The 25,988-nt window shown below is 61.8% G+C and carries 19 protein-coding genes; 10 read left to right on the plus strand and 9 right to left on the minus strand.

Translation table 11 applies throughout. From position 1 onward, the window contains the following. Nucleotides 1–33 precede the first annotated feature (33 nt). From hflD to ACGLWX_RS08790, 4 genes are all read right to left on the minus strand, one after another. The gene (gene hflD / locus ACGLWX_RS08775) at nucleotides 34–675 is read right to left on the minus strand and encodes a high frequency lysogenization protein HflD (RefSeq protein ID WP_396239028.1); all 642 of its coding nucleotides are present in this window, start codon (nucleotides 673–675) and stop codon (nucleotides 34–36) included. Continuing rightward, entirely contained in the window at nucleotides 672–1,796 is a 1,125-nt protein-coding gene (gene mnmA, locus ACGLWX_RS08780; RefSeq protein WP_396239030.1) for a tRNA 2-thiouridine(34) synthase MnmA, read from the minus strand. Before mnmA ends, hflD begins: the two co-directional genes overlap by 4 nt. Nucleotides 1,797–1,866: 70 nt before the next feature. Next, a complete protein-coding gene (locus ACGLWX_RS08785; RefSeq protein WP_396239032.1) occupies nucleotides 1,867–2,304 on the minus strand; it encodes an NUDIX domain-containing protein in 438 nt (145 codons plus the stop codon). Beyond that, complete coding sequence (locus ACGLWX_RS08790; RefSeq protein ID WP_396239034.1) at nucleotides 2,301–2,951, minus strand: pseudouridine synthase; 651 nt, start codon at nucleotides 2,949–2,951, stop codon at nucleotides 2,301–2,303. The genes ACGLWX_RS08785 and ACGLWX_RS08790 overlap by 4 nt, the downstream gene beginning before the upstream one ends. Nucleotides 2,952–3,172: 221 nt before the next feature. Here ACGLWX_RS08790 and ACGLWX_RS08795 point away from each other — a divergent pair, with 221 nt between their 5' ends. The 3 genes from ACGLWX_RS08795 to clpA all read left to right on the plus strand — a co-directional run bounded on the left by ACGLWX_RS08795 (nucleotide 3,173) and on the right by clpA (nucleotide 8,394). Then, nucleotides 3,173–5,407 carry an NADP-dependent isocitrate dehydrogenase gene (locus tag ACGLWX_RS08795; RefSeq protein WP_396239036.1) on the plus strand — a complete coding sequence of 745 codons (2,235 nt, stop codon included), beginning with the start codon at nucleotides 3,173–3,175 and terminating at the stop codon, nucleotides 5,405–5,407. Nucleotides 5,408–5,623: 216 nt separating this feature from the next. Further along, nucleotides 5,624–5,947: an ATP-dependent Clp protease adapter ClpS gene (gene clpS / locus ACGLWX_RS08800; protein WP_263586634.1), complete on the plus strand. Its 324-nt coding sequence runs from the start codon at nucleotides 5,624–5,626 to the stop codon at nucleotides 5,945–5,947. Between the two features lie 170 nt (nucleotides 5,948–6,117). Further along, nucleotides 6,118–8,394 carry an ATP-dependent Clp protease ATP-binding subunit ClpA gene (gene clpA, locus ACGLWX_RS08805; RefSeq protein ID WP_396239038.1) on the plus strand — a complete coding sequence of 759 codons (2,277 nt, stop codon included), beginning with the start codon at nucleotides 6,118–6,120 and terminating at the stop codon, nucleotides 8,392–8,394. Between the two features lie 171 nt (nucleotides 8,395–8,565). On the opposite strand, the gene infA is transcribed toward clpA, so the two are convergent. From infA to aat, 3 genes are all read right to left on the minus strand, one after another. Then, nucleotides 8,566–8,784 carry a translation initiation factor IF-1 gene (gene infA, locus ACGLWX_RS08810; protein WP_007111068.1) on the minus strand — a complete coding sequence of 73 codons (219 nt, stop codon included), beginning with the start codon at nucleotides 8,782–8,784 and terminating at the stop codon, nucleotides 8,566–8,568. A gap of 197 nt (nucleotides 8,785–8,981) precedes the next feature. After that, complete coding sequence (locus ACGLWX_RS08815) at nucleotides 8,982–9,716, minus strand: arginyltransferase (protein WP_396239040.1); 735 nt, start codon at nucleotides 9,714–9,716, stop codon at nucleotides 8,982–8,984. A gap of 29 nt (nucleotides 9,717–9,745) precedes the next feature. Further along, nucleotides 9,746–10,477, minus strand: coding sequence for a leucyl/phenylalanyl-tRNA--protein transferase (aat, locus tag ACGLWX_RS08820; protein WP_396239042.1), 732 nt, complete (start codon nucleotides 10,475–10,477; stop codon nucleotides 9,746–9,748). 173 nt (nucleotides 10,478–10,650) lie between these two features. Here aat and ACGLWX_RS08825 point away from each other — a divergent pair, with 173 nt between their 5' ends. After that, nucleotides 10,651–14,148, plus strand: coding sequence for a DNA translocase FtsK 4TM domain-containing protein (locus ACGLWX_RS08825; RefSeq protein ID WP_396239044.1), 3,498 nt, complete (start codon nucleotides 10,651–10,653; stop codon nucleotides 14,146–14,148). Between the two features lie 164 nt (nucleotides 14,149–14,312). Next, a complete protein-coding gene (gene lolA / locus ACGLWX_RS08830; RefSeq protein WP_396239046.1) occupies nucleotides 14,313–14,966 on the plus strand; it encodes an outer membrane lipoprotein chaperone LolA in 654 nt (217 codons plus the stop codon). A 62-nt stretch (nucleotides 14,967–15,028) separates the two neighbouring features. Here the strand turns inward: lolA and ACGLWX_RS08835 are convergent, their stop codons facing one another. Continuing rightward, a complete protein-coding gene (locus ACGLWX_RS08835) occupies nucleotides 15,029–16,372 on the minus strand; it encodes a replication-associated recombination protein A (protein ID WP_396239048.1) in 1,344 nt (447 codons plus the stop codon). Between the two features lie 353 nt (nucleotides 16,373–16,725). Here ACGLWX_RS08835 and ACGLWX_RS08840 point away from each other — a divergent pair, with 353 nt between their 5' ends. The 5 genes from ACGLWX_RS08840 (at nucleotide 16,726) to ACGLWX_RS08860 (ending at nucleotide 25,466) form a co-directional block, all read left to right on the plus strand. Beyond that, on the plus strand, nucleotides 16,726–17,271 hold the full coding sequence (locus ACGLWX_RS08840) for a hemerythrin domain-containing protein (protein ID WP_252106718.1): 546 nt from the start codon (nucleotides 16,726–16,728) through the stop codon (nucleotides 17,269–17,271). 101 nt (nucleotides 17,272–17,372) lie between these two features. Continuing rightward, entirely contained in the window at nucleotides 17,373–18,158 is a 786-nt protein-coding gene (gene murI, locus ACGLWX_RS08845; RefSeq protein ID WP_396239050.1) for a glutamate racemase, read from the plus strand. A 36-nt stretch (nucleotides 18,159–18,194) separates the two neighbouring features. Further along, nucleotides 18,195–19,298 carry a tRNA (uridine(54)-C5)-methyltransferase TrmA gene (trmA, locus tag ACGLWX_RS08850; RefSeq protein ID WP_396239052.1) on the plus strand — a complete coding sequence of 368 codons (1,104 nt, stop codon included), beginning with the start codon at nucleotides 18,195–18,197 and terminating at the stop codon, nucleotides 19,296–19,298. Nucleotides 19,299–19,449: 151 nt separating this feature from the next. Next, nucleotides 19,450–24,270, plus strand: a complete 4,821-nt coding sequence (locus ACGLWX_RS08855; RefSeq protein WP_396239054.1) for an NAD-glutamate dehydrogenase — start codon at nucleotides 19,450–19,452, stop codon at nucleotides 24,268–24,270. A 182-nt stretch (nucleotides 24,271–24,452) separates the two neighbouring features. Further along, entirely contained in the window at nucleotides 24,453–25,466 is a 1,014-nt protein-coding gene (locus ACGLWX_RS08860) for a quinone-dependent dihydroorotate dehydrogenase (RefSeq protein ID WP_252109855.1), read from the plus strand. Between the two features lie 94 nt (nucleotides 25,467–25,560). On the opposite strand, the gene rmf is transcribed toward ACGLWX_RS08860, so the two are convergent. Beyond that, complete coding sequence (rmf, locus tag ACGLWX_RS08865; protein WP_227388219.1) at nucleotides 25,561–25,770, minus strand: ribosome modulation factor; 210 nt, start codon at nucleotides 25,768–25,770, stop codon at nucleotides 25,561–25,563. Between the last annotated feature and the right edge of the window lie 218 nt (nucleotides 25,771–25,988).

A 25,988-nucleotide genomic window follows, 5' to 3' on the forward strand; every position in this document is an offset into this window, starting at 1 on the left:
CAAAAATAACAGGGGATCGTGGGGGCCAGAGGCCTAATTGAAACTATCGAGGGCGCGGCGCAGCGCCTTGCGCTGAAACACCAGCTTCCAGCGGCGCCCGCCCTGCTGATGCCACAAGAGCGCAAAGCGAATGCCGCTCATCAGGCACGCCCGCACGCGCTCGGGCATCATGCGAGTCTGCAAAAGCGACGGGTCGCCTTGTACGACGATGCGCGTTTTGAACGTCGAAAGCGTCTGTTGGTAGGCTTCGCCCAGGCTTGCGATCACATTTTCGTGGGTCGGGCCGAAGTGCTCCGCCTGATGCTGGGCGTGGGCGAGCTTCTCGCCGAGGGCATCCATCATCGCGGTGTCGCTGCGCAGCTTGTTCATCAGCATCAGCATGGAGAAGCCGTAGCGCAGTACCACCGGGTTGGCCTGCTTGCGCCCGGAAAGTGCTTCGAGGGTCTCGAGACCGCGGCGCAGATTGTTGGGGTGACCGCCGTAGATCGCCTCGAAGCTGGCCGGGTTGGTATCGAGCGTGGCGTTGATCAGCGTCTCCCAAGCGCGGGTGTCGACCTGGCCGGTACGGGCCAGCTCATCGACCAGACTCGCCGCCTGGAAAACGCCGGCCAGCGCCAGCGTTTGACGCGCGGAAGGGGAGTCCGGGGCGCGATGGATCGGCGTGGTCGGGCTCATGCGGCGACCTCGGCGGTGTTCCAGGTCGCGCTGATCACGCCGCCCCCCAAACAAACGTCACCGTCGTAGAGCACCAGCGACTGACCCGGGGTGACCGCCCACTGCGGGTCGTCGAAAACGACCTCGACGCCGCCATCGGGAAGGCTGCGAACGACGCAGGGGCAGTCGCTCTGGCGGTAGCGCGTTTTCGCCGTAAAGCGACCCTCGGCGACCGGCGCCTTGCCGGCGACCCAATCCATCGCCTCGGTGGAGAGCGCGTTGGTATAAAGGTGCTCGTCGGTTTTGCCCTGGACGACCTGGAGCACGTTGCGATCGAGATCCTTGCCCGCCACGTACCAGGGCTCCTCGGAGTAGTTGGCCAGCCCCCCGATTCCCAAGCCCTGGCGCTGGCCCAGGGTGTAGTACATCAAGCCCATGTGCTCGCCGATGACATCGCCACTGAGCGTTTCGATTCGGCCTGGCTGGGCGGGCAGGTACTGCTGCAAAAAGTCCTTGAAGCGGCGCTCACCGATAAAACAGATACCGGTGGAGTCCTTCTTCTTCGCCGTGATGAGATCGAACTCTTCGGCAAGCGCGCGCACCGCGGGCTTTTCGAGCTCGCCCACAGGGAAGAGGGTTTTGGCGATCGCGGCTTCCGGCACGGCGTGCAGAAAGTAGCTCTGATCCTTGTTGGTATCGAGCCCCTTTAAAAGCCGCGGGCGGCCGTCGCGCTCGCCGCGGCGCACGTAATGGCCGGTGGCGATCAGCTCGGCGCCGAGCATTTTGGCGTAGTCGAGGAACACCTTGAACTTGATTTCCCGGTTACACAGGATGTCCGGGTTCGGCGTGCGCCCGGCTTTGTACTCCTCGAGAAAGTGCTCGAAAACGTTGTCCCAGTACTCCGCGGCGAAGTTGGCGGTATGCAGTTTGATACCGAGTTTGTCGCACACGGCTTGGGCGTCGGCCAGGTCCTCTTTCGCGGTGCAGTACTCGGTGCCGTCGTCTTCGTCCCAGTTCTTCATGAACAGGCCTTCGACCTCATAGCCCTGTTGCAACAGCAAAAGCGCCGAGACCGACGAGTCGACGCCGCCGGACATGCCGACGATCACCTTGCCGTTCGGCGTGCTTGGTGTGGATGTCATTGCCATCCTCGTAAAGTGGTATGCAGTTGGGAACGATTATACACGATGCGGCCCAGGCGCTTCGAGTGGTTCACTCGCGGATCACGTTAAGCGGGTAGTGGCGCCCGGCGAGCGCGTCCTCAAGACGCTTGAGCACCAGCGGGCTGCGTAGCCGGTCGTCGCGCCCGAGGGACCTGACCTCTTCGAGCGTGAGCCAGTGCGTGGCGTGGATGTCGGTGTCCAGCGGTGTGCCGAGCCACTCCTCTGGCGTGGCAATGAAGCCGTGGCTGTGAAAGGTTTTATCCGGAGTGTGGAATACCTCGAGGCCAAGATAGTGGCTCAGGTGCACCCGCCAGGCGGTCTCTTCCTCGACCTCGCGCAAGATCGCCGCCATCGGGCCTTCGCCGGGTTCGATGTGCCCGGCCGGCTGGTTGAACAGCGTGTGCGGGCCACCGCGCTCCTCCTCGACCATCAGATAGCGCCCGTCGCGCTCTATAACGCAGGCGGCGGTGGTGTGAATGCGCTTCATGAGCGTGGCCCTCGACCTGGTTTCTGACCCGCACGGGGCGTTTGGCCTGGGCGTGGCTTCTTGCCGGGGCGCTGTTTGCCGCCCTTCGCAGCGGGCTTTTGCGGCGCGTGCAGGGTTTCGGTGCGCCACTGGCCCGGGGCCAGAGCGTCGAGGCGCCAGTGGCCGATGGCCGCGCGAATCAGGCGCAGCGTGGGAAAGCCGACGTGGGCGGTCATACGCCGCACCTGGCGGTTTCGCCCCTCGGTGATGGTGAGCTCGATCCAACTGGTAATAGGGTGGCGCTTGGGTTCGATGGGTGGAACGCGCTCTGCTACAGCCGGGGCTTTGAGGCGCCGAGCCTTGGCCGGGCGGGTCGGGCCATCCTTTAGCGTCACCCCCGCCTTGAGCGCGGCGAGCGCCTCGTCGTCGATCTCGCCTTCGAGTTGAACCCAGTAGGTTTTGGGCTGCTTGTGGCGCGGATGGGTGATCTGGTGGATGAGCGCGCCGTCGTCGCAAAGCAGCAGCAGTCCTTCAGAGTCGTAGTCGAGCCGACCCGCGGCGTAGACGCCAGGCACGTCGATCACGTCAGAGAGCGTGGCGCGCCCTTGGCTATCGGTGAACTGGGACAGCATTTTGTAGGGCTTGTGCAGAAGATAGAGCGTGCTCATCGGGCTCTCTTGAAGCGGGGTGAATTTGTCGACAATCGCATAAAGGAGTAAAGTGCAGCGCTGAATTACACAAATACTAAACGTTATGATGACACTTTAGTCATGGCGTCGCTTGCATGAAGCGCTTTGATTCGTGGCCAAGCGCCAAGCTTTATCCTGGCCCCGCACCATCGAGCCGCCCGGAAATTTTTAGTCACAGCGAGAAACGAGGTTAACGCACAATGTCCGAAACGCCGAAGATCATTTACACGCTCACCGATGAAGCCCCCGCGCTTGCAACGTATTCGCTGTTACCGATTGTCGATGCGTTTACCGACTCGGCGGGTATCGTCGTTGAAACCCGCGATATCTCTCTGGCGGCCCGCGTGCTGGCGCAATTTCCCGATCGTTTGAGCGACGAACAGCGCGTAAGCGACGACCTTGCAGAGCTTGGCGAGCTTGCGACCACGCCGGAAGCCAATATCATCAAGCTGCCGAACATCAGCGCCTCCGGTCCGCAGCTGAAAGCGACCATCAAGGAGCTGCAGGGCCAGGGCTTCGATCTCCCGAACTACCCGGACGAGCCGAAAAACGACGAAGAGAAGGCCATCAAGGCGGCGTATGACAAGGCCAAGGGCAGTGCGGTCAACCCGGTGCTGCGCGAAGGCAACTCGGATCGTCGGGCGCCGAAGTCGGTCAAGAACTACGCGCGCAAGTACCCGCACCGCATGGGCGAGTGGAGCAAGGACTCCGACTCCCACGTGGCGCACATGTCGGAAGGTGACTTCTACGGCAGCGAGCAGTCCGCGATCATCGAATCCGCCGGCACGCTCAAGATCGAACTCAAGCAGAAAGACGGCACCAGCACCGTATTGAAAGAGGCCCTAACGGTGAAGGAAGGCGAAGTGGTCGACGGCGCCTTCATGAGCAGCCGTAAGCTGCGTAACTTCATCGACAGCGAAATCAAGGATGCCAAAAAGCGCGGCATCCTTTTCTCGCTGCACTTGAAAGCCACCATGATGAAGGTATCCGACCCGATCATGTTCGGTATCGTGGTCGAGGAGTTCTACAAGGACGTGCTCGACAAGCACAAGGATGCCTTGAAGCTAGCTGGTTTCAACCCGGCGTCTGGCCTTGGTGATCTTTACAGCTCGATCGAGAAACTGCCTTCCGAGCAGAGTGAGGCGATCAAATCCGACATCGAGGCGCTCTACAAGGAGCGCCCGCCGATGGCGATGGTCAACTCGCACAAGGGCATCACCAACCTGCACGTGCCTAGTGACGTGATCATCGACGCCTCCATGCCCGCCATGATTCGCGATTCCGGCAAGATGTGGAACGCAAACGACGAGCTGCAGGACACCAAGGCGGTGATTCCGGATCGCTGCTACGCCACGATCTACCAGAGCGTAATCGAGGACTGTAAGAAAAACGGCGCCTTCGATCCGACCACCATGGGCAGCGTGCCCAACGTCGGCCTGATGGCGCAGAAAGCCGAAGAGTACGGCTCGCACGACAAGACCTTCCACATTCCCGCGGACGGCACCGTGGTGGTGAGCGATGCCAATGGCCAGACACTATTCAGCCACGACGTGGAAGCCGGTGACATCTGGCGCATGTGCCAGACCAAGGACGCGCCGATCAAGGACTGGGTCAAGCTTGCGGTCAACCGCGCGCGCGAAAGCGGCTCGCCGGCGATCTTCTGGCTCGACGCCAACCGCGCTCACGACGCAAAGCTGATCGAGAAGGTCGAGACCTACCTCAAAGAGCACGACACCGACGGTCTGGATATTCGCATTCTGGCGCCGGTCGAGGCGATGGCGCTGTCGCTCGAGCGTATCCGTAAGGGCGAAGACACCATCTCGGTCACCGGCAACGTGCTGCGCGACTATCTGACCGATCTGTTCCCGATCATGGAGCTTGGCACCAGCGCCAAGATGCTCTCGATCGTACCGCTGATGAACGGCGGCGGCCTGTTCGAAACCGGTGCCGGCGGCTCCGCGCCGAAGCACGTCGAGCAGCTGGTCGAAGAGAACCACCTGCGCTGGGATTCGCTCGGCGAGTTTTTGGCCCTGGCCGCCTCGCTCGAGCATCTAGGTTCCACCTTCGACAACCAGCGCGCCACGGTGCTGGCAAGTGCGCTGGACGAAGCCAACGGCAAGTTCCTGGACAGCAACAAGTCGCCATCGCGCAAGACCGGCGAAATCGACAATCGCGGCAGCCACTTCTATCTGGCGCTGTACTGGGCCGAGGCGCTCGCCGCTCAGGACCAGGACGCGGAGCTTAAAGAGCTCTTCACCAAGCTTGCCAAAACCTTGAGCGACAACGAGTCCACCATCATGGACGAACTCAATGGCGCTCAGGGCAAGTCGGTCGAGCTCAAGGGCTACTTCCATCCGGATCGTGAGCTTGCAAGCAAGGCCATGCGTCCGAGCCAGACCTTCAACGAAGCGCTGGCGCTGGTCGCCAAGGGCTAACGCTCGCTTTGAGGTACACACCCTCGTCCGCTCGGCGGGCGGGGGTTTTTTGTGCGACTCAGTGTGATAATTTTGTCTTTTCCATGAACCCTTGCTGCGCATGGGCGTCTTAAAGCAAGCCTGCTTGCCACATCATCCGCCTGTCAGCACAGAGACGATACGCAACGCTTTATGCCCAATCTTGAGAATCCTTGCCTGAACGCTTTGGTGTCAGGCATGACATGCTCGGCGTCGACCGAGCACGACGACGACCTGGACGTACAGACGTCAGAGCCCGAACTCGCCCAGCCGCCGCTGTATAAAGTAGTGCTTCACAACGACGACTACACCCCGATGGAGTTCGTCATCGAAATACTCCAGGGCTTTTTCAATATGGATAACGAAAAAGCCGTGGAGATCATGCTGGCCGTGCACACCCAAGGCAAAGGGACCTGCGGTATTTTTACTCGCGACATCGCCGAGACGAAAAGCCATCAGGTCAATGAATACGCCCGCGAATGCGAGCATCCGCTCATGAGCGATATCGAAGCTGCCGACTGAGACAACCCCGGACAACGCGTGAAAGCGCCCCGGTAAACGTTGAAAAAAAGTGGCAGTGGGGCTTGCAAGCGGGGCATTTGTACCCGATGTTGAAAGTGCCGGTCGATTAAACTGATCCGACGCAAGTCCCGGGTGAATACGCCCCGGGGAGTAGCGAAAAGGGGACTGCCATGCTGAGCAAAGAACTTGAACTGACCCTGAACACGGCCTTTACCGTGGCTCGCTCAAAGCGCCACGAGTTTATGACCGTCGAGCACCTGCTTTTAGCGCTTCTGGATAACGCTTCCGCCGTCGATGTGCTGAAAGCGTGCGGGGCCAATCTCGATAAGCTGCGGTCCGATCTGCAGGATTTCATCAATTCGACCACGCCACTGATTCCCGAAGGCCAGAGCGAGCGCGAAACGCAGCCGACGCTTGGCTTTCAACGCGTGCTTCAGCGCGCGGTTTTTCACGTACAGTCATCGGGTAAAAGCGAAGTCAGCGGTGCCAACGTGCTCGTGGCCATCTTCTCAGAGCAGGAGAGCCAGGCCGTCTACTTCCTGAAACAGCAAAACGTGGCGCGGGTAGACGCCGTCAACTACATCGCCCACGGTATTTCCAAGGTATCCGGTCACAATTCATCGAATACATCTTCTCAGCAGGAGGGTGACGATGTGGAAGAAGCCAGTGCCGAAGGCGGCGCACACCCGCTGACCGGTTACGCCACCAACCTCAACGAGCAGGCGCGCCTTGGCAAGATCGACCCGCTGATCGGGCGTGATCACGAGCTCGAGCGCGTGGTACAGATTCTCGCGCGCCGGCGTAAGAATAACCCGCTTTTGGTCGGTGAAGCTGGTGTGGGCAAGACCGCGATCGCCGAAGGCCTGGCCAAGCGCATCGTCGAAGAAGACGTGCCGGACGTCATCGCCGACGCCGTGGTCTACTCACTCGACATGGGCGCGCTGCTCGCCGGTACCAAGTACCGTGGCGATTTCGAGAAGCGTCTGAAAAGCCTTCTGAGCGAGCTCAAAAAGCAGCCCAATTCGATTCTCTTTATCGACGAGATTCATACCGTGATCGGCGCGGGCGCCGCGTCCGGCGGCGTGATGGACGCCTCCAACCTGTTGAAGCCGCTCCTTTCCTCTGGCGAGCTTCGCTGCATCGGTTCGACCACGTTCCAGGAGTTTCGCGGTATCTTCGAGAAGGACCGTGCGCTTGCCCGGCGCTTTCAGAAGGTGGATGTGCCGGCGCCCTCGGTCGATGACACCATCAAGATTCTCAAGGGGCTGCGCTCGCGCTTCGAAGAGCACCACGAACTCAAGTACACCGACGGGGCGCTCGAAAGCGCCGCGCGCCTGGCGGATCGCTACATCAACGACCGCCATCTGCCGGACAAGGCGATCGACGTGATCGACGAGGCGGGTGCGCATCAGCGCATGCTGCCCTCCGAGATGCGGGTCGACACCATCGACGTCGAGCAGGTCGAAGCGGTGGTGGCTTCCATCGCGCGGATTCCGCCCAAGAGCGTCTCCAGCTCCGATCGCAAGCTCCTCGAAAAGCTCGACCGCGATCTCAAGATGCTGGTGTTTGGGCAGGATGAAGCGATCGACTCGCTATCCGCGGCCATCAAGCTGTCGCGTGCCGGTTTGAAATCGCCGGACAAGCCGGTAGGCAGCTTCCTGTTCGCCGGCCCCACCGGTGTAGGCAAGACCGAAGTCGCCAAGCAGCTCTCGCACATTATGGGGATCGATCTGGTGCGCTTCGATATGTCCGAGTACATGGAGCGTCACACGGTGTCACGTCTGATCGGCGCGCCGCCAGGGTACGTTGGCTACGATCAGGGCGGCCTGTTGACTGAAGCGGTCAATAAACAGCCCCACTGCGTGCTGCTGCTTGATGAGATCGAAAAGGCGCACCCGGAAGTCTTCAACCTGCTGCTGCAGGTAATGGATCACGGCCGTCTGACCGATAACAACGGCCGCGAGGCGGACTTCCGCCACGTGATTCTGATTATGACCTCCAACGCCGGTGCCGAGCAGGCGTCGCGCCGCTCGATCGGTTTCCAGACTCAGGATCACACCACGGACGCGATGGAAGTCATCCGCCGCACGTTCTCACCGGAATTCCGCAACCGCCTAGACGGTATCATCCAGTTCAGCGCGCTACCGATGACCGTGGTACGCAACGTGGTCGACAAGTTCCTGATCGAGCTTCAGGCTCAACTCGACGAGAAACGCGTTCAGCTCGACGTGGACGACTCGGCCCGCGACTGGCTGGCGGACAAGGGCTACGACCCGGACATGGGCGCACGCCCGATGGCGCGCCTGATTCAGGAGAAGCTGAAAAAGCCGCTGGCCGAGATGATTCTCTTTGGCGAGCTGGCCGAGCACGGCGGTACGGTGCATGTCAGCCTGGAAGAGGGCGAGCTTTCGCTTTCGACCGAAGCCGAGATGGCCGACGCCCCGTAACGGTCAACGCGTAAGGCTCAACCGCATACAGCGCCCTGTCATTGACGGGGCGTTGTCATTTTGAGGCGCCGTAAAAGAGGAAAAACGCTCGTGCTCGTGCGCGTAACGGAGGCGGGGGGTTACGCCGGTTTAAATAAGCACGAAAGCGTTGGGTACGAAAGCGTTAAATACTTAGCGCGAACGGTAAACGATGCGGCCCTTGGACAGGTCGTAAGGGGTCAGCTCCACCTTGACCTTGTCGCCGGTCAGAATGCGGATATAGTTCTTGCGCATTTTGCCCGAGATGTGGGCAGTCACCACGTGGCCGTTTTCGAGCTCGACACGAAACATGGTGTTGGGAAGGGTATCGACAATGACGCCTTCCATTTCAATATGGTCTTCGCGTGCCATATAGGCAGATCCTCACTTATTTAATATCGTCGTGGCCAGTTTAACAGATTCGCCGGCACTGTGGTTGCCAGGTACGGTGATTGGCAAGTAAAGCCGCCGCCAAATACGCGTCAACTGGCCAAATCGTTTACATGGGCTTGGTAAGCAGCGCTATATTGTGCCGCAAGGCTGGCGTCAAGGCAAAAAAGCGCGCCGTTTTAGCGAATGAGCGCACGCCAGCGGCGCCCGTCCAGCACTTCCAGCGGCGAAAACGCCTGCTTGTAACGCATTTTTCGACACTCCTCGATCCAGTAGCCTAGGTAAAGGTGGCTCAACTCCAGCTGCTGGCAACGCTCGATCAGCTTCAGGATCGCAAGCGTTCCCAGCGAGCGCCGGTCGAGCTCCTCATCTACAGCGAAGAAGGTGTAGATCGCCGACAGACCGTGCTCGAGTCGATCGAACGCGGCCACGCCGATCAATCGATCTTCCAGATAGAGCTCCATCAGGTTGGCGTAGGGCTGGTCGAGGGTCAAAAAGGTGCGATACTGCTCCTGGCTTGGCGGATACATGTCGCCGTCGCTGTGACGCGCGCGGATGTAGTGGGCGTAGAGTGCGTAATGGGCGTTATGGTAATGAGCGGCCACGACGCGGGTCGTGACATCGGCGTTGCGTTTGGCGATTTTGCGCTGGGTCCGGTTGGGTTCGAACTGCGCGACGGGAATGCGCACCGACTGGCACGCTTGGCAGCCTTCACAGTGTGGCCGGTACAGATGCCGACCGCTGCGGCGAAAGCCCAGCAGCGAAAGCGCGTCGTATACGCCGTGGGAGGGCGCTTCCTTGGGGTCCAGAAACAGCGTCGTCGCTTTTTGATCCGGCAGGTAGCTGCAGGCGTGGGGCACGGTCAGAAAAAAGCGTAGATCGCGGACCGGGCCGCGGGAGGCGCTGCTGCTCACGGCTATCTCCTTGAGGGTTGCTGCTTGCATCAATAGGCTGAGGGTACGGCGTTCAGCCAGGGCGACGCCGGAACGACCGGGTAGTGACCGTCCAGGTCGAACGCGTTTTCCGGCAGCCACTGTTCAAGATAGCTTACGAACGTCGCGCGGGCGATGGGCGCGGCGCCCAAACGTTCCAAGTGCGGGGTATGCATCTGACAGTCGATCAGAGCGCCGCCGTTGTCCGCCATGGCGCGCGCCAGGTGTGCCAGCGCCACCTTGGATGCATCCGGTGCTTTTGAGAACATCGACTCGCCGAAAAATACCGGCCCCAGCGCCAGCCCGTAAAGCCCGCCGATGAGTTCGCCGTCCTGGTGGACCTCAACGCTGTGGGCAATGCCCAAGCCATGAAGGTGGCGGTAGGCCGCGCGCATGTCCGGGTTGATCCAGGTCTCCGGCTCGCCCTGGCGGGGCGCAGCGCAGGCATCGATGACCGCATCGAAGTGTTGATTCAGAGTCACGCGAAAGCCACCATTGCGCAGGCGTTTGACAAGGCTTCGCCGCAGCTTGAACTGCGCCGGCGCCAGTACCATCCGCGGGTCGGGGCTCCACCAAAGCACGGGGTCGCCATCGTTGTACCAGGGGAAGATCCCGCGGCGATACGCCTCGATGAGCCATCGGGGGGTGAGCGCGCCGCCGGCGGCGAGTAGGCCGTTGGGCGTGTCGAGCGCGCTGGCCGACGCCGGGAAGGCGGGCAGTGGCGATGAAAGCCAGGGCAGCATGAAGGACTCCTTGTCGCCTTTGATAACAGCCTTTGTGATTGCCTCAAAAAATGCCGCCAGCGCGTTTGAACGCCAACTCGAAGCGACAAGCGCTGTGATGGCGAAAGGATGCTCGGTATGATGCAAACTCGCAAGTCGATTAACGACGCCACCAGGTGTAAAGGGAGAATCGCTTGAAAGTAAACAAGACGGTAGACAAGCGAACGCAGGGCGGTTCGCGTCGACCATCAACGTCGGCCCAGTCCACTCGGGTCAAGGCCGCCAGGGACAAGGCGCGGCGTTTCGGCCTGCGCCTTCAGGGCTCGATGCGCGAAGGCGTCGTCGTGGTACTGCTGGCGCTGTGCGTCTTTTTATTGCTGGCCCTGTTTAGCTACCAGCCGGAAGACCCGGGCTGGTCCTACCAAGGGCCGGAAACCGACGTGCACAACTGGATGGGCCCGGTCGGTGCCTGGCTTGCCGACGTGCTCTACTCGCTTTTGGGGGCAAGCGCCTTGTGGTGGCCCGGCATGTTCGGCTTCGCCGCCTGGTGGCTGATGCGCTCACGCCAGGTGCGCTTTGAAATCGACCCGGTCGCCATCGCGGTGCACGCCGGCGGGTTGGTGCTGTTGATGTTCGGCACCACCATGCTCGGCGCGCTGCACTTTTATCATCCCGACAGCATTTTGCCCTACGCCTCCGGCGGCATTCTAGGCGAGGGCTTGGTCGGCACGCTGCGCCCGCTGGTCGGAAGCGGCGGGGTAGGCCTGATTGCCGCCGCGCTCATTTTGATCGGCTTTCCGCTATTTACCGGCCTTTCCTGGCTGAACGTGGCCGACGAGCTCGGCAAGCGCTTTTGCCGTTTGGGCGCCGGCTGGCGCGCCCGTCGTGCTAAAAGCAAGCAAAAGCGCGAAGAGCGTGCCTCGATCAAGGCTGCCTCCAAAGAGGCAACGCGCAAGTTCAAGGAGCGCAACCGGCAAGAAAAAGAAGCGCGCGAGCAGCAGGAGGCCGAAGCCGACGCAGCACGCCTGGAGGCCAGTGCGGCGGCGAGCGCGGCGGCCGGTACTGACTCCAGACCCAAGGCTCGCGAAGGCAGCCGGCGCGAGCCGCGCATGGCGGCTTTCGATCAAAGCGAAACCACCGATACCTCGATTCCCTGGGAGGCAGCGGCCCATCACTATACGCCGCCCGCGCCGGCTTCCAGCGAGCGAGAACCTTCCGCCGAGCCCGCCCCGAGCAAGCCAGCGGCGGTAAACCCCGCCCGCGCCGAGCCTACGCTCTCGGCTTCTAACTCTGATGCGTTAGAAGGCAACGACACGGCGCAGACGGCAAGCGCTCCGATCGACGAGACGCCGGCAACGCCAGTGCCGCCCGTTGAAGAAGCGCCCGCCGAGCAGACGCCGTATGAAGACGCCCGCGCCGAACAAGCACTGAGCGCGTCGCGCCCGATGGACGCCGCGCCCAGCGAGCCGATGTCCGCACGCGGCGAAGCACCGATAGAGGCAGAGAAAACCGAGGCGCCAGCGCCGGTGACGCCGGTGCAAGCGACGGAGGAAACACCGTCGGTGCCCAGCGCTTTTGCCGCGCCCACCCAGGCCGACGAACCTGCTTCCGAGCCCGAGCCCGAGCCCGAGCCCGAGCCCGAGCCCGAGCCGCGGCCGGCGCCTCCTGCCTTCGATCCGGCGCCTTTGGAGCAGGATACGCCCATTGAGCCGGCGCCCTGGAGCACGCCGTCCGATGCCGACGACGGCCCGCTGTCGCTTCGCGCGTCCAGGCGCGATGAAGAGCCCGCGCCCCCCGCGCGCTTTTTCATCGACGAGCCCCAGGAGGAAGACGCGTTCGACGATGAGCTTATCGATGATGACGCGTCGCCGCAGGAGTGGGGCGCCCAGCCGCGCGAGCCGCTGAGCGCCAGCGCCCCAACTTTCGATGCGACCCGGCGGGTGCCGGAAGTGGTACCCGAGCCGGTGTGGGAAGACGACGAAGAGATCGAGCCGGCTTATGCTCCCGCCTCCGCTGCGACCACAACGCCTGCACCCGCCCCGGCCGCGGTCGCGCCGAGGGAAGCGCGTCAGGAGCCGACGTTTGCTCAGGAGCGCGCGGAGCCTGAGCCGGATACCGGGCCCACGCTTTGGACCGTCGAGCATCTGCAAAACCAGCGCCCGGCGTTCGAAACCGAAGACGAGCCCGAAGGCGAGGTGCCAAGCTACCAGCTTCTTACACCGCCGGAGCCGCATCAGCCCAACTACACCGAAGAGCAGCTCAGCGACATGGCGGAGCTTCTCGAGGTGCGACTGCGCGATTATGGCGTGAAGGCAGACGTGGTCGATACCTGGCCTGGCCCAGTCATCACTCGCTTCGAGATCAAGCCCGCGCCCGGCGTGAAGGTCTCCAAGATCAGCAATCTGGCCAAGGATCTGGCGCGCTCGCTGATGGTCAAGAGCGTACGCGTGGTCGAGGTGATCCCCGGCCGGCCTACGGTGGGTATCGAAATTCCCAATCCGCACCGGGCGATGATTCGCCTGCGCGAAGTCATCGACTCCGACCGCTATCAGCAGGAGAGCTCGCCGCTCACCATGGCGCTCGGTCAGGACATCGGCGGCGGCCCGGTGGTGGCGAATCTGGGCAAGATGCCGCACCTGTTGGTGGCCGGTACCACCGGCTCGGGTAAGTCGGTGGGTGTGAACGCCATGCTGATCTCGATGCTTTTAAAGGCAACGCCAGACGAGCTCAAGCTGATCATGGTCGACCCCAAGATGCTCGAGCTTTCGGTGTACGATGGCATTCCGCACCTTCTGGCGCCGGTCGTCACCGACATGAAAGAGGCCGCCAACAGCCTGCGCTGGTGCGTGGCCGAAATGGAGCGGCGCTATAAGCTGATGGCAGCGATGGGCGTGCGTAATATCGCCGGCTTCAACGGGCGTCTTGACGAGGCCGAGCGCGCCGGCGCCCAGGTCGCGGACCCGCTATGGGAGCCGCAGCCTTGGGAGATGCACCAGACGCCGCCGATCCTCGAGAAGCTGCCCTACATCGTGGTGGTGATCGACGAGTTCGCCGACATGTTCATGATCGTCGGCAAGAAGGTCGAGGAGCTGATTGCGCGGCTGGCGCAGAAAGCCCGCGCCGCCGGTATCCACCTGATTCTTGCCACCCAGCGCCCGTCGGTAGACGTGGTGACCGGCCTGATCAAGGCCAACATTCCCTCAAGAATGGCGTTTCAGGTGTCATCACGTATCGATTCGCGCACGATTCTCGACCAGGGCGGCGCCGAGAGCCTGCTGGGCCACGGCGACATGCTCTATCTGCCCGCCGGTTCCGGCCCGCCGAACCGCGTGCACGGCGCCTTCGTTGACGACGACGAGGTGCACCGCGTGGTCGAGGACTGGAAGCGCCGCGGCGAGCCCGAGTATATCGATGAGATCCTATCCGGCGGCGTCTCAGCGGATGCGCTGGCCGGGCTCGAAGCCGAAGGCGGCGACGGTGATGACGCCGAACAGGACGCGCTTTATGACGAGGCCGTGCAGTTCGTTACCGAGACCCGCAAGGCGTCGATCTCTGCGGTGCAGCGCCGCTTCAAGATCGGCTACAACCGCGCTGCGCGGCTGGTCGAGGCGATGGAAGGCGCCGGCGTGGTGTCGTCGATGGGTTCCAACGGTGCCCGCGAAGTGCTGGCCCCGCCGCCGGTGGGCCAGTAAGTGAGGCGTCAATCGTGCAACAAGCGTGAAAGTCGCGCCGCCGGTGAAACCCCGGGGCGCGACCAGCGTCTGAGTGTGGACACAGGGATGTTCCTGTCCAAATATCACAACCGTTGCGGCACGCACGTGCCGCCATTTGGCAACACTGCCTGGGGAGTAAGGTAATGAGCGATCAAGATACGCGGCGCGGTTCTTCGCTGGCGCTGACGGCCAGCGCACTGGGTTTGACCTTCGCAGCACCGATGGCGTTGGCCAACGAGGCTGCCGAGCGTCTCTCCGAGCGTCTCGAGCCGCTGGAGAGCTATCAGGCATCTTTTGAACAGATGATCAGCGGCAGCGGCGGTGAGCGCCTGCAGGATGCGCGCGGTGAAATGTGGCTATCCCGCCCGGGCATGCTGCGCTGGGAAGTCGAAGCCCCCTATGCTCAGGTGGTGGTGTCCGACGGAAACGAGGTCTACCTCTATGACCCGGATCTCGAGCAGGTCACGGTGCAGGCGATGGACAATCGCGTCTCCCACACACCGGCGCTGCTGCTCTCGGGTAGCGCTTATGATCTGACCGAGAACTTCGACGTCTTCTACGCCCAGGAGGGTAGCGAAGACGTATTCACGCTCGTGCCGACCTCCAACGAGACGCTGTTCGAAGAGCTCTCCATGGTGTTCGAAGGTGAGACCCTGAGCGAGCTGATGATGACCGATAGCACCGGCCAGCGCACGCTGATCACCTTCGATGACATCGTACAAAATGGGCGCGTCGACCGCAGCCTCTTCGATTTCGAGATTCCCGAAGGCACTGACGTTATTCGCGAAACCTACTAGGGAAACAGCCGGCCTCGGCGCTGACCTTGGTCGGCGACTTTTAAGTCACCCGTATGAGCCAATCAAACGCCTCCCGGCGTCTGGTTGGCTTCTTCGTCTCTGGCCTCGCGCCAGGCCATGATCTCGGCAAAGCGCTTCTCCTGACCAAAAGTGCTCGGTTCGAAAAAGCGCGTTTTGGGCAGCGCCTCGGGCCAGCAGTCGTGGGCGTCGCCGGCCGGGTAGCCGTCGGGCTCACTATGGGCGTAGCGGTAGCCTTCGCCGTGGCCAAGCTCCTCCATCAGCTTCGTTGGCGCGTTTCTCAGGTAGCTCGGCACGTCCACTTGAGGCTGGCTTTTGACGTACGACTGCGCCGCCTTCCAGGCGCGATCGATGCGGTTGCTCTTGGGCGCGACCGACAGGTGAATGGCCGCGTGGGCGATTGCCCGCTGGCCCTCATAATCGCCCAAGCGCAGGTAGGCGTCCCAAGCGGCGATCACCAGCGGTAACGCCCGCGGGTCGGCGTTGCCCACGTCTTCCGAGGCAATGGCGCACAGGCGCCTCACCACGTCCAGCGGGTCGCCGCCGCCTTGAATGAAGCGCGCCATGTACAAAAGCGCGGCGTCCGGACGCGAGGAGCGAATCGATTTGTGGATCGCCGAGAGCAGATCATAATAGGCGTCGCCCTGCTTATCGAAGGCGCTGGACTGGTGGCCGATCACATCCGCGAGCGCCGCCTTTTCCAGCACTTCCCGCTCGCCGCGCTGCTCGGTAAAGTCGCAAGCGGTTTCAAGCAGCCCCAGCGCCCGGCGCGCGTCGCCGGCGCTGGCGCGGGCCAGCGCTTGTAGCACGCCTTCTTCGAGCTCGATTGACCGCCTGCCCAACCCGCGCTCGCGATCCTCGAGCGCTTGGCGCATCACGTCGATCAACTCCTGCTCGCTCAGCGGCTTTAAGACGTAGACCCGAGTGCGCGATAAAAGCGCCGAGTTGACCTCGAAAGAGGGGTTTTCGGTGGTCGCGCCGATCAGCGTCAACAGCCCGGATTCGACGTGGGGCAAAAGCGCATCCTGCTGGCTCTTGTTGAGGCGATGGATTTCGTCCAGAAAGAGCAGCGTCTGCGCGCGGGTCTGTCGCGCGCGTTCGACCACCGCGCGAATCTCCTTCACCCCGGCCATCACCGCACTAAGCTGCTCAAGCGCCGAGTCCGAGGCGCGGGCCAATAGCTCGGCCAGCGTCGTTTTACCCACTCCTGGCGGGCCCCAAAGGATCATCGAGCGTACGCTTTTCGTCTCTACCATCTGGCGCAGCGGTTTATGAGGGCCGACCAGCGCCTGCTGGCCCACGTAGTCGTCCAGGTGGCGCGGGCGCATGCGAAAGGCGAGGGGGGCGCCGTCGGCGGGCGGGGCCTCGGCGCTGTCAAAAAGGTCCATGTCTTTATCCTTCGTGCGTCAGGGCGTCGAGCGTCGCCGGGTCATGCTATGGCAAAGCGCGTTGCGGCAGGCTACCTTAGGACATACGCTTTGTAACGCGGTGTCTTGAAGCGGCAGGCAACGAGCGCAGCACGACTGCAAAACTGCGTTTGAGCGCTTGGCAACATGCATTGCCAAATTCTCATTGCCATCGTGTATTTACTAAAGATTGGTTGCTAAAGATCAGTTGCTAAAGATCAGTTGCTAAAGATCAGTTGTCACAGTGTAGTAGACATTGCTTATCCAGCGCGTGTCCAATGCCTTGACAGGGATTTTGAAGGTAAGGCTCGACAACCACTTAAGGAGTTTGGCTCATGTTAAATCAACTGCGTCAGGACCATGCCAATATGGCGCGCATGCTTCATGTGCTACAGCTTAAGCAGAAAACGCTGGTGCAGGGCGAGCGGCCCAACTTCAAGCTGATGCGTGAAGTGGTGGACTACATCCTTGCCTACATGGACGAGTTCGCCACACCTCTGGAAAAGATTTGCGTGGAGCGCCTCGAGGAAAAAGCCTCGGAAGAGCTGCCTTTCATGGAGAAGATGGCCGAGGACTACCGCCAACTCAAGCCGAGTCTTGCTCAACTTTCCGACGACATCGACATGATCCTGATGGATAACGTGCTGCCGATGGATCGCTTCGCCGAGGATTTGAGCACTTACCTCGACGCCCACCGAACGTATCTTCGCCACGAGCGCGAGCACCTGTTCCCGCTGATCGACAAGTACTTCACCGACGAGGATCTAGAAGCGCTTCGCCAAGCGCTGCCGGACAAGGCGCAGCAGGAGCTCGAGCGCTTGCAAAACGCCTACCCGGAGCTCTACGCCGAGCTCAACAACGCCGAGGTGCCTGACATCTGATTCCACGCGCGCCCGAGCCTTTCGGGCGTGTTAAACTCGCGCCTTTTAAACTCCCAGAGAGCGCTTGTGGCTTACTCATCCATTGGCCCGGGCGGGGCGCCATGAGCGGGCCCGTCCTGATCTTCGATTCTGGCGTCGGCGGGCTATCGGTGGCCCGCTCACTTACCTCACGCCATCCCGATATTCCTGTGTGTTACGCCTGCGACAATGCCTGGCTGCCCTACGGGCTGCGCGATGACGTCACACTTTCCAGGCGTATTCTGGCCGTATGCCAGGCGGCGGTCACTGCCTGCCAAGCCAGCGCACTGGTCGTGGCCTGCAACACCGCCAGCACCCTGGCGCTAAGCGGTCTTCGCGAGACGCTGGACATTCCGGTGATCGGTACTGTGCCCGCCATCAAGCCCGCCGCGCTTGCAAGCCGTACACGACATATCGGCCTGTTGGCCACGCGCGCCACGGTGCACCGCCCCTACACCCAGGATCTGATCGAGCGCTTCGCCAGCGACTGCGAGGTCACCAAAGTGGCCGCCGACGCGCTGGTCACCGAGGCCGAGGCCTGGCTTGCCGGTCAGCGCGTCGACCGCGCACGCCTGCAGGATGCGCTCGAGCCGCTTTGGCAGGCGGTCATCGCGTCGCGCCCGCTCGATACCGTGGTGCTTGGCTGCACCCACTTTCCGCTGTTGAAACCGGTGCTCGAAACCCTGGCGCCCCGGCCGCTTCAATGGATCGACTCCGGCGATGCCATCGCTCGCCGGGTCGTCGACGTGATGCCCCACGCCCGTGGCCCACAGGATGGGCGCTCGTTCACCACCGCCGACGCCGACCACCTCGTTCGCGGCTTCGAGGCCTTTGGTTTCAAGGCCCCGCACCGCTTGTCGCTGCCCTGAGCGCGGGCAGCGCTGATCACTTTTTAAGGAGCCCTCTTGGCCATTCCCGCTGTCGACCCCCAACGTTACGCTGAGCAGCTCGATGAAAAGCGCACCTTCGTCGAGGCGCTGTTCGCGCCGTTTGCACCGCCGGCGCTCGAGGTCTATTCGTCGCCGCCGAGCCACTACCGCCAGCGCTGCGAGTTTCGGATCTGGCACGAAGGCGACGATCTGTTTTATGCCATGTTCGAGGTCAACCCGAGTGATCCCAAGGATAAAAAGGTCGTGCGCCTGGATCAGTATCCGGTGGCAAGCGAGCGCATCAACGAGCTGATGCCGAAGCTCAGAGAGGCGTTTTTGCAAAGCGACACGCTTCGGCGGCGACTCTTTCAGGTCGAGTTTTTGACCACGCTGTCCGGCGAGGCGCTGGTCACGCTGATCTACCACCGTCCGCTCGACGAGGCCTGGGAGGCCCAGGCGCGGGCGCTGGAAAAGTCGCTGGGTATCATGATCATCGGCCGTTCGCGCAAGCAGCGCCTGGTGCTCACTCGCGACCACGTCTGGGAGCAGCTGACGGTCGATGGGCGCACCCTTGACTACCAGCAGGTCGAGAATAGCTTCACCCAGCCCAACGCCCACATCTGTCAAACCATGCTCGAGTGGGCAAGGCAGGCGACCCGTGATCAAACCGGGCGCGATCTGGTGGAGCTTTACTGCGGAAACGGCAACTTCACCATCGCGCTTGCGCGTAATTTTCGCCGCGTGCTGGCCACGGAAATTTCTCGTACGTCGGTGGCCAGTGCTAACGTTAATATCGAGGCTAACCATATTGAGAACGCGGTAGTCGCGCGGATGTCTGCCGAGGAGTTTTCACTAGCGCTAAAAGGCGAGAAAGCCGGGCGCCGGGTCGCGGAGATGAATCTCGATAGCTTCGATTTTTCGACCGTGCTGGTAGACCCGCCGCGGGCGGGGCTTGACGAGCAGAGCTGTCTTCAGATCAGCGAGTACGAGCGGATCGTCTATATTTCCTGCAATCCGCGAACGCTTGCCGAAAATCTTAAAATATTGACGCAAACTCACGACGTCGAGCGCTTTGCGCTGTTTGATCAGTTCCCGTTTACCCACCACTGTGAGTGTGGCGTGGTGCTGGTAAAGCGCTAAATGAGCATGATGCGAGTACGGCATACTCCATAAGCAAGTTGGCAGATGGTTAGAGAGGAGTGAGCTGCTACAGTAAGCTAACGGAAATCGTGGCCCCAAGGCCGATTATTGTTCGTTTTGGCCCCACCGGCCCAGGCAATCGAGGTGATGGATGCACAACGTTGCGAGTGTTGAGAGTCGACAAGACCTTTTGAAACAGCTGCAGGAGCGCCTGGAAGCGCGGCTGGAGCCGGACCGGGCGGCGTGTATCGAAGCGTTCGCCCGCCACTTTTACGCCACCGTCCCGGTGGAGGATATTGTCGACCGCCGTCTCGACGATCTTTACGGCGCCACGCTTTCGATCTGGCAGTTTTTGCTGCACCACGACCCGCAAAGCCCGAAAGTGCGCATCTTCAACCCTGATTTCGAAGAGGACGGCTGGCAGTCGCACCACACCTTCGTGGCGGTACTGCACGAGGACATGCCATTTCTGGTCGACTCGGTGCGCATCGAACTCAACCGCCGGGGCTTGACCGTTCACGCGATTCAAAACGCCGTGTTCGCCGTCGCCCGCGACGGCCGCCACCATCTCGAGACCCTGACCACGCCGCGCGACGAAAACGCCCCGGAGGCACGGGAGTCGCTGATCGTCATCGAAGTGGATCGCCACAGCGACCCGCAGGCGCTGTCGAACATGGAAGAGAAGCTTCATAACGTGCTGCGCGACGTGCGCACCGCGGTGCAAGACTTCGACCCAATGCGCCATCAAATCACCTCGGCCATTCAGGAGCTCGAGAAGAACTGCCCGCCGCAGCTCGACCCTGACGACCACGAAGAGGCGATCGCGTTTCTCGAGTGGCTCTTGAAGGACAACTTTACCTTTTTGGGGTACGACGAGTACTACCTGAAAGACGGCGAGCTCGAGCGCGACCCCAATAGCGTGCTGGGCGTTTTCCGCCTAAACCAGACGCGCTATCGCGAGCGTATCCGTACCGAAGAGGGCGTCGACGAAAGCGGTTTCGTGCTGGTGCCGCAGCTTCTGTCGTTTGCCAAGAGCGCGCATCACAGCCGCGTGCACCGCCCCACCTACCCGGACTACATCACCGTTGACCGCTACGATGACGACGGCAACGTGATCGGCGAGCGGCGCTTTTTCGGCCTGTTCACCGCCACGGTGTACAACGAGTCGCCGCGTAACATCCCGCTTTTGCGCCGCAAGCTCAAGGCGGTGATGGATATCGCGGGTTTCAACCCGCGCGGCCATAACGGCAAGCAGTTGCTGCAGATTCTGGAAGTCTTCCCGCGCGACGATCTTTTCCAGATCGATACTGAAGCGCTTGCTGAAACGGCGCTGGGAATTCTCAATATCCGCGAGCGCCGTCAGGTGCGCCTGTTCATCCGCACCGATGTCAGCGGCAAGTTCTATTCATGCCTGGTGTTCGTACCGCGAGACGTGTTCTCCACCGACCTTCGCCAGCGCATCCAGACCATGCTGTGTGACGAGCTTGATGCCCGCTTTGGCGATTTCAACACCTACCTTTCCGAGTCGATGCTGGCGCGCATCCAGCTCATTTTGCGTTTCAAGGGCGACGCACCCACCCAGTACGATTTAAAGCGGCTGGAAAATAAGGTGGCCAAGCTTGCGCGCAGCTGGCGCGACGAGCTTTTCGACGCCATGAATGAAGGCTTCGGCGAAGAGCGTACCAACGAACTAATGGAGCAGTTCCAGCAGGCGTTTTCGGCAAGCTACCGAGAGGACTTCAGCGCCCGTACGGCGGTGTTCGACATCCAGCATCTGCTGACGCTGCGCGGGGACAAGAAGCTGTCGCTGTCACTCTACCGGCCGATGGAAGAGCAGGCCGGCGGCATGAACCTGAAGCTCTACCACCGCGATAGCCAGATTCCGCTCTCTGACGTGCTACCGATGATGGAAAACCTCGGCCTGCGTGTGCAGGGCGAGCGCCCCTACGATATCAATAGCCCCCACGCGCGCTACTGGATCCACGACTTCGAGCTCGAACATTCGCGCACCGGGGTCGACATGAGCCAGATGCGCCACATCTTCAGCGAGGCGTTTCAGCGCATCTGGGCAGGCCAAGCGGACAACGACAGTTTCAACCGGCTGGTGCTCGGCGCCGGGCTCGATTGGCGCGAAGTCGCCATGCTCCGGGGCTACGCGCGCTATCTCAAGCAGATTCGCTTTGGCATGTCCCAGGATTACATCGCCACGACGCTTGCCAACTACCCTTTGATCACCCAGAGCCTGGTTGAGCTATTCAAACAGCGCTTCGACCCCGAGGCCGAGTCTCACGACACCCAAGCCTGCGAAGCGCGCCTTGTCGAGCACCTGGACGGCGTGGCGAGTCTCAGCGACGACCAGCTGTTGCGGCGCATCATGGAACTGATCAAGGCAACGCTTCGCACCAACTACTATCAGCGAACCGAGGCAGGCGAGTTCAAGGATTACATCGCCTACAAGCTCGAACCCACGAAAGTGACCGGCATTCCCAAGCCGCGGCCGATGTTCGAAATTTTCATGTGCTCGCCGCGGGTCGAGGGCGTTCACTTGCGCGGTGGCAAGGTCGCGCGCGGGGGGCTGCGCTGGTCCGAGCGCCTCGAGGATTACCGCACCGAGGTGCTGGGGCTGATGAAGGCGCAGCAGGTGAAGAACTCGGTGATCGTACCGGTAGGCGCCAAGGGCGGTTTCGTCTGCAAGCGCATGCCGGAAAACGCCGATCGTGAAACCGTGCAGAACGAAGGCATCGCCTGCTACCAGATCTTCATCCGCGCGCTGTTGGACGTGACCGATAATCTCGAAGGAAGCGAGGTAGTGCCGCCGCAGAACGTGGTGCGCCACGACGAGGACGACACCTATCTCGTGGTCGCGGCGGACAAGGGCACGGCGTCGTTTTCCGACTACGCCAACGCGATCTCGCTGGAGTACGGCCACTGGCTCGGCGACGCTTTCGCCTCCGGCGGTGCCAACGGCTACGACCACAAAAAAATGGCGATCACCGCGCGAGGCGCTTGGGAGTCGGTCAAGCGCCACTTCAAGAACCTGGATCTCGACACCCAGCGCGACCCCTTCACCGTGGTCGGCATCGGCGACATGGCCGGCGACGTGTTCGGTAACGGCATGCTGCTTTCCGACAAGATCCAGCTGGTCGGCGCGTTCAACCATCTGCACGTTTTCGTCGACCCCAACCCGGATACCGACGCCTCCTTTGCCGAGCGAAAACGCATGTTCGACATGGGTCGCTCGAGCTGGGAAGACTACAGCCAGGAGCTGATCTCCCAGGGCGGCGGCGTGTTCAGCCGCAGCGCGAAGTCGATCACGATTTCCGAGGAGATGGCCCAGGTCTTTGGCATCGAGGCCGACAAGCTCTCGCCCAACGAGCTTATCAACGCCATGCTCAAGGCGCGGGTCGATCTGATCTGGAACGGCGGTATCGGCACCTACGTCAAAGGCTCCGAAGAGACCGACGCCGACGTTGGCGACAAGGCCAATGACGGGCTTCGCATCAACGGCTGTGAGCTCAACTGCCGCGTGGTGGGCGAGGGCGGCAACCTCGGCTTGACCCAGCGCGGGCGCATGGAGGCCGCGGCGAAAGGCGTGCGCGTCTACACCGACTTCATCGACAATGCCGGCGGGGTGAACTGCTCCGATCACGAGGTCAACATCAAGATCCTGATCGACGAGGTGGTTAAGCGCGGCGACATGACCGAGAAGCAGCGCAACGAGCTGCTCGCCGAGATGACCGACGAGGTCGCCGAGCTCGTGATTCTGGATAACTACCGCCAGACCCAATCGATCGATCTCTCCGAGATGCTCTCCCGCCAGGGCTCCGGGCCTTACCGGCGCTTTATCAGCGAGCTTGAAAGTGCCGGTCAAATCGACCGCGAACTCGAGTTTCTGCCCTCGGACGAGGTGCTCAAGGAGCGCGCCAGCAACAACGAAGGCATGCGCCTGCCCGAGCTTTCGGTACTGACGTCCTACGCGAAAAGCACGCTCAAGGGCGATCTGATCGAGTCCAACGTGCCGGACGACCCCTACATCGACCGCCACCTCGAACGCCTGTTTCCCTCGCTGTTGGTCGAGCGCTACCAGACTGAAATGTACGAGCACCGCTTGAAGCGTGAAATCGTTGCCACCCAGGTCGCCAACGACCTGGTGGATCACATGGGCGTGGTGTTCATTCGCCGGCTGATCGACTCTACCGGCGCGGGCCGCGCGGACATTACTCGCGCCTATGTCATCGCCCGCGACGCCTTCAGCTTCAATGAGCTGTGGGGTCAGATCGAGGCGCTGGACAACCAGGTGCCCAACCGCGTCCAGTACTCGATGATGCTCGATTTGATGCGTCTGATCCGCCGCGCGACGCGCTGGTTCGTGCGCCTGCACATGGGGCTCTCCACCCAGGATGCGATCGAATACTTCCGCCCGCGGCTGTCGCAGCTTCAGGAGAGCATTGGCGAGCTCTTGAGCGGCGAGGAGCAAAAGCAGTGGCTCAAGCGCCGCGACGAGCTCATCGAGCAGGGCGTGCCGGAGGCGCTGGCCTCGACGGTGGCCGGCGCGCCCAATCTTTACGGCGGGCTCGGTATCATCTTCGCTGCGCGCAGCACCAACGAAAAGCCCCAGCGCGTGGCTGAGGTGTTCCACGAAATCGGCAGCCGCCTGGAGCTGCCCTGGATGACGCGTCAGGTGACCCAGCTTGAGGTGCGCGATGCCTGGCAGGCCCAGGCGCGGGAAACCTTCCGCGACGACATCGACCGCCAGCAGCTGGCGCTGACCATCAGCGTGCTCAACATGGACGCCGGCAGCCGCGATACCCAGGAGCTGGTGGATGAGTGGCTCAAGCAGCACGCCGACCTTCACCGCCGCTGGCGCCGTTTGCTCGAGGAGGTGCGCGGCGGCACCGAGGGCGGCTTTGCGCTCTTTGCGGTGGCCGTACGCGAACTCGTCGATCTGGCCGAAAGCGGTAGCGAAGGCTAGGACGTCCGCTCGCTTGACCCGGCGCGCCCCGCTTTGCGGGGCGCGCTTTTTTGTGAGCAGAGGCCGTGTTTTGATGGATTGCTTCTGCGCTTGTCTGCGGCGCCCATCGCATTGCGGTATACTCCTCGCCCGATTCTGTCGCCCACTCTATCGACACCCCCGATGACTGCCCGGAGCCTTCGATGTATCAGCTCACTCGCTCGCTGCTGTTTCGCCTCGACCCTGAAACCGCGCATGGTCTTACCCTCACCGCGCTGGACAAGCTTTATCAAGCGGGCGGCGTCGAGCGGCTTTTTGGTCGCGCGGTGAGCGACCCGATAGAGCTGATGGGGCTCAAATTTGCCAACCGCGTGGGGCTGGCCGCCGGGCTTGATAAAAACGCCGATCATCTGGACGCACTGGGCGCGCTCGGCTTTGGCTTCGTCGAGGTGGGTACGGTGACGCCAAAGCCCCAGCCGGGTAACGACAAACCGCGGCTGTTTCGTTTGGCCAAACACGGCGCGATCATCAACCGCTTCGGGTTCAACAACAAGGGCGTGCTGCACCTGGTCGAGCAGGTCAAAAAGCGCCGCTACGCGGGGCTGGTCGGCATCAATATCGGCAAGAACCTCACGACCTCGGTAGACGGAGCGCTGGGTGACTATCTGGCGTGTCTCGAGGCAGTGCACGGCGTGGCGGACTATGTGACGGTGAACGTCTCGTCACCCAACACGCCGGGGCTTCGCACGCTGCAGTTTGGCGACCAGCTCGATGCGCTGCTCGGGCCCTTACGCGAACGGGCAAGCGAGCTGGACGCGCAAACCGGGCGCCGGGTGCCGCTTCTGATCAAGATCGCCCCGGACATGAGCGACGATGAGATCGCGCTGGTCGCTCAAAGTATTACGCGTAACGCTTTCGACGGCGTCATTGCGACCAATACCACCGTCGAGCGCAGCGCGGTGAAGGGGCATGCTCACGCCGAGGAGGCGGGCGGGCTCTCGGGGCGGCCGGTGTTCGAACCCTCGAACCGAGTCATTCGTGCGCTGCGTGCACACTTGCCGGACGTGCCCATCATCGGGGTCGGCGGCATCGACAGCCCTAAAAAAGCCCAGGAAAAGCTCGCCGCCGGCGCGGATCTCGTGCAGCTCTACTCCGGGCTCATTTACGAAGGCCCCAAACTCGTGAGCAGCTGCGCTAAAGCGCTTGTGAAGGGGTAAAGGCCGACGTTGAGGCACGAAAAAGCCCGCTTGTTGAAGGCGGGCTTGGTCGGTCAAATCTGGTTTTGAAGGTTCGTTTGAAAAAACGTTCGGGTCAGGTCATGACCATCGGGTTTTTATGGATACCGGAGACGCCCGTCATGCCGTCCCACTGGTCTCCGCGACCTTCACGCCAACCGCTCATCCAGTACTCGCGTAAATTGATGTCCTGGCTTGGGCAATCGTCACGAGAGCGACCCGTAACACCCGCTTTGTAACCGTGCACGTATGCCCGCTGGAAGCGATCACGCTTTTGTCGTTTCATTGGCTGACCTCTTTTATGAAAGCCTTTGGTATGAAGCGGCTAACCGGCGCGAAGAAAAAAGCCGGGAGCAGCCTCGGAGCTTACTTCAAGAGCGAGTGGGTCCCGGGCCACGGGTTGGGCACTCACGTGCATAACGACCCTGAACAAACTCGACAAGCCAAGGATTTGCGTCGACGCAAAAGTTGGTCGTTCGGCGTCAAACCCTGACAATGTACGCA

This window comes from Halomonas sp. HMF6819 (assembly GCF_044335525.1).
Taxonomy (GTDB): Bacteria; Pseudomonadota; Gammaproteobacteria; order Pseudomonadales; family Halomonadaceae; genus Vreelandella.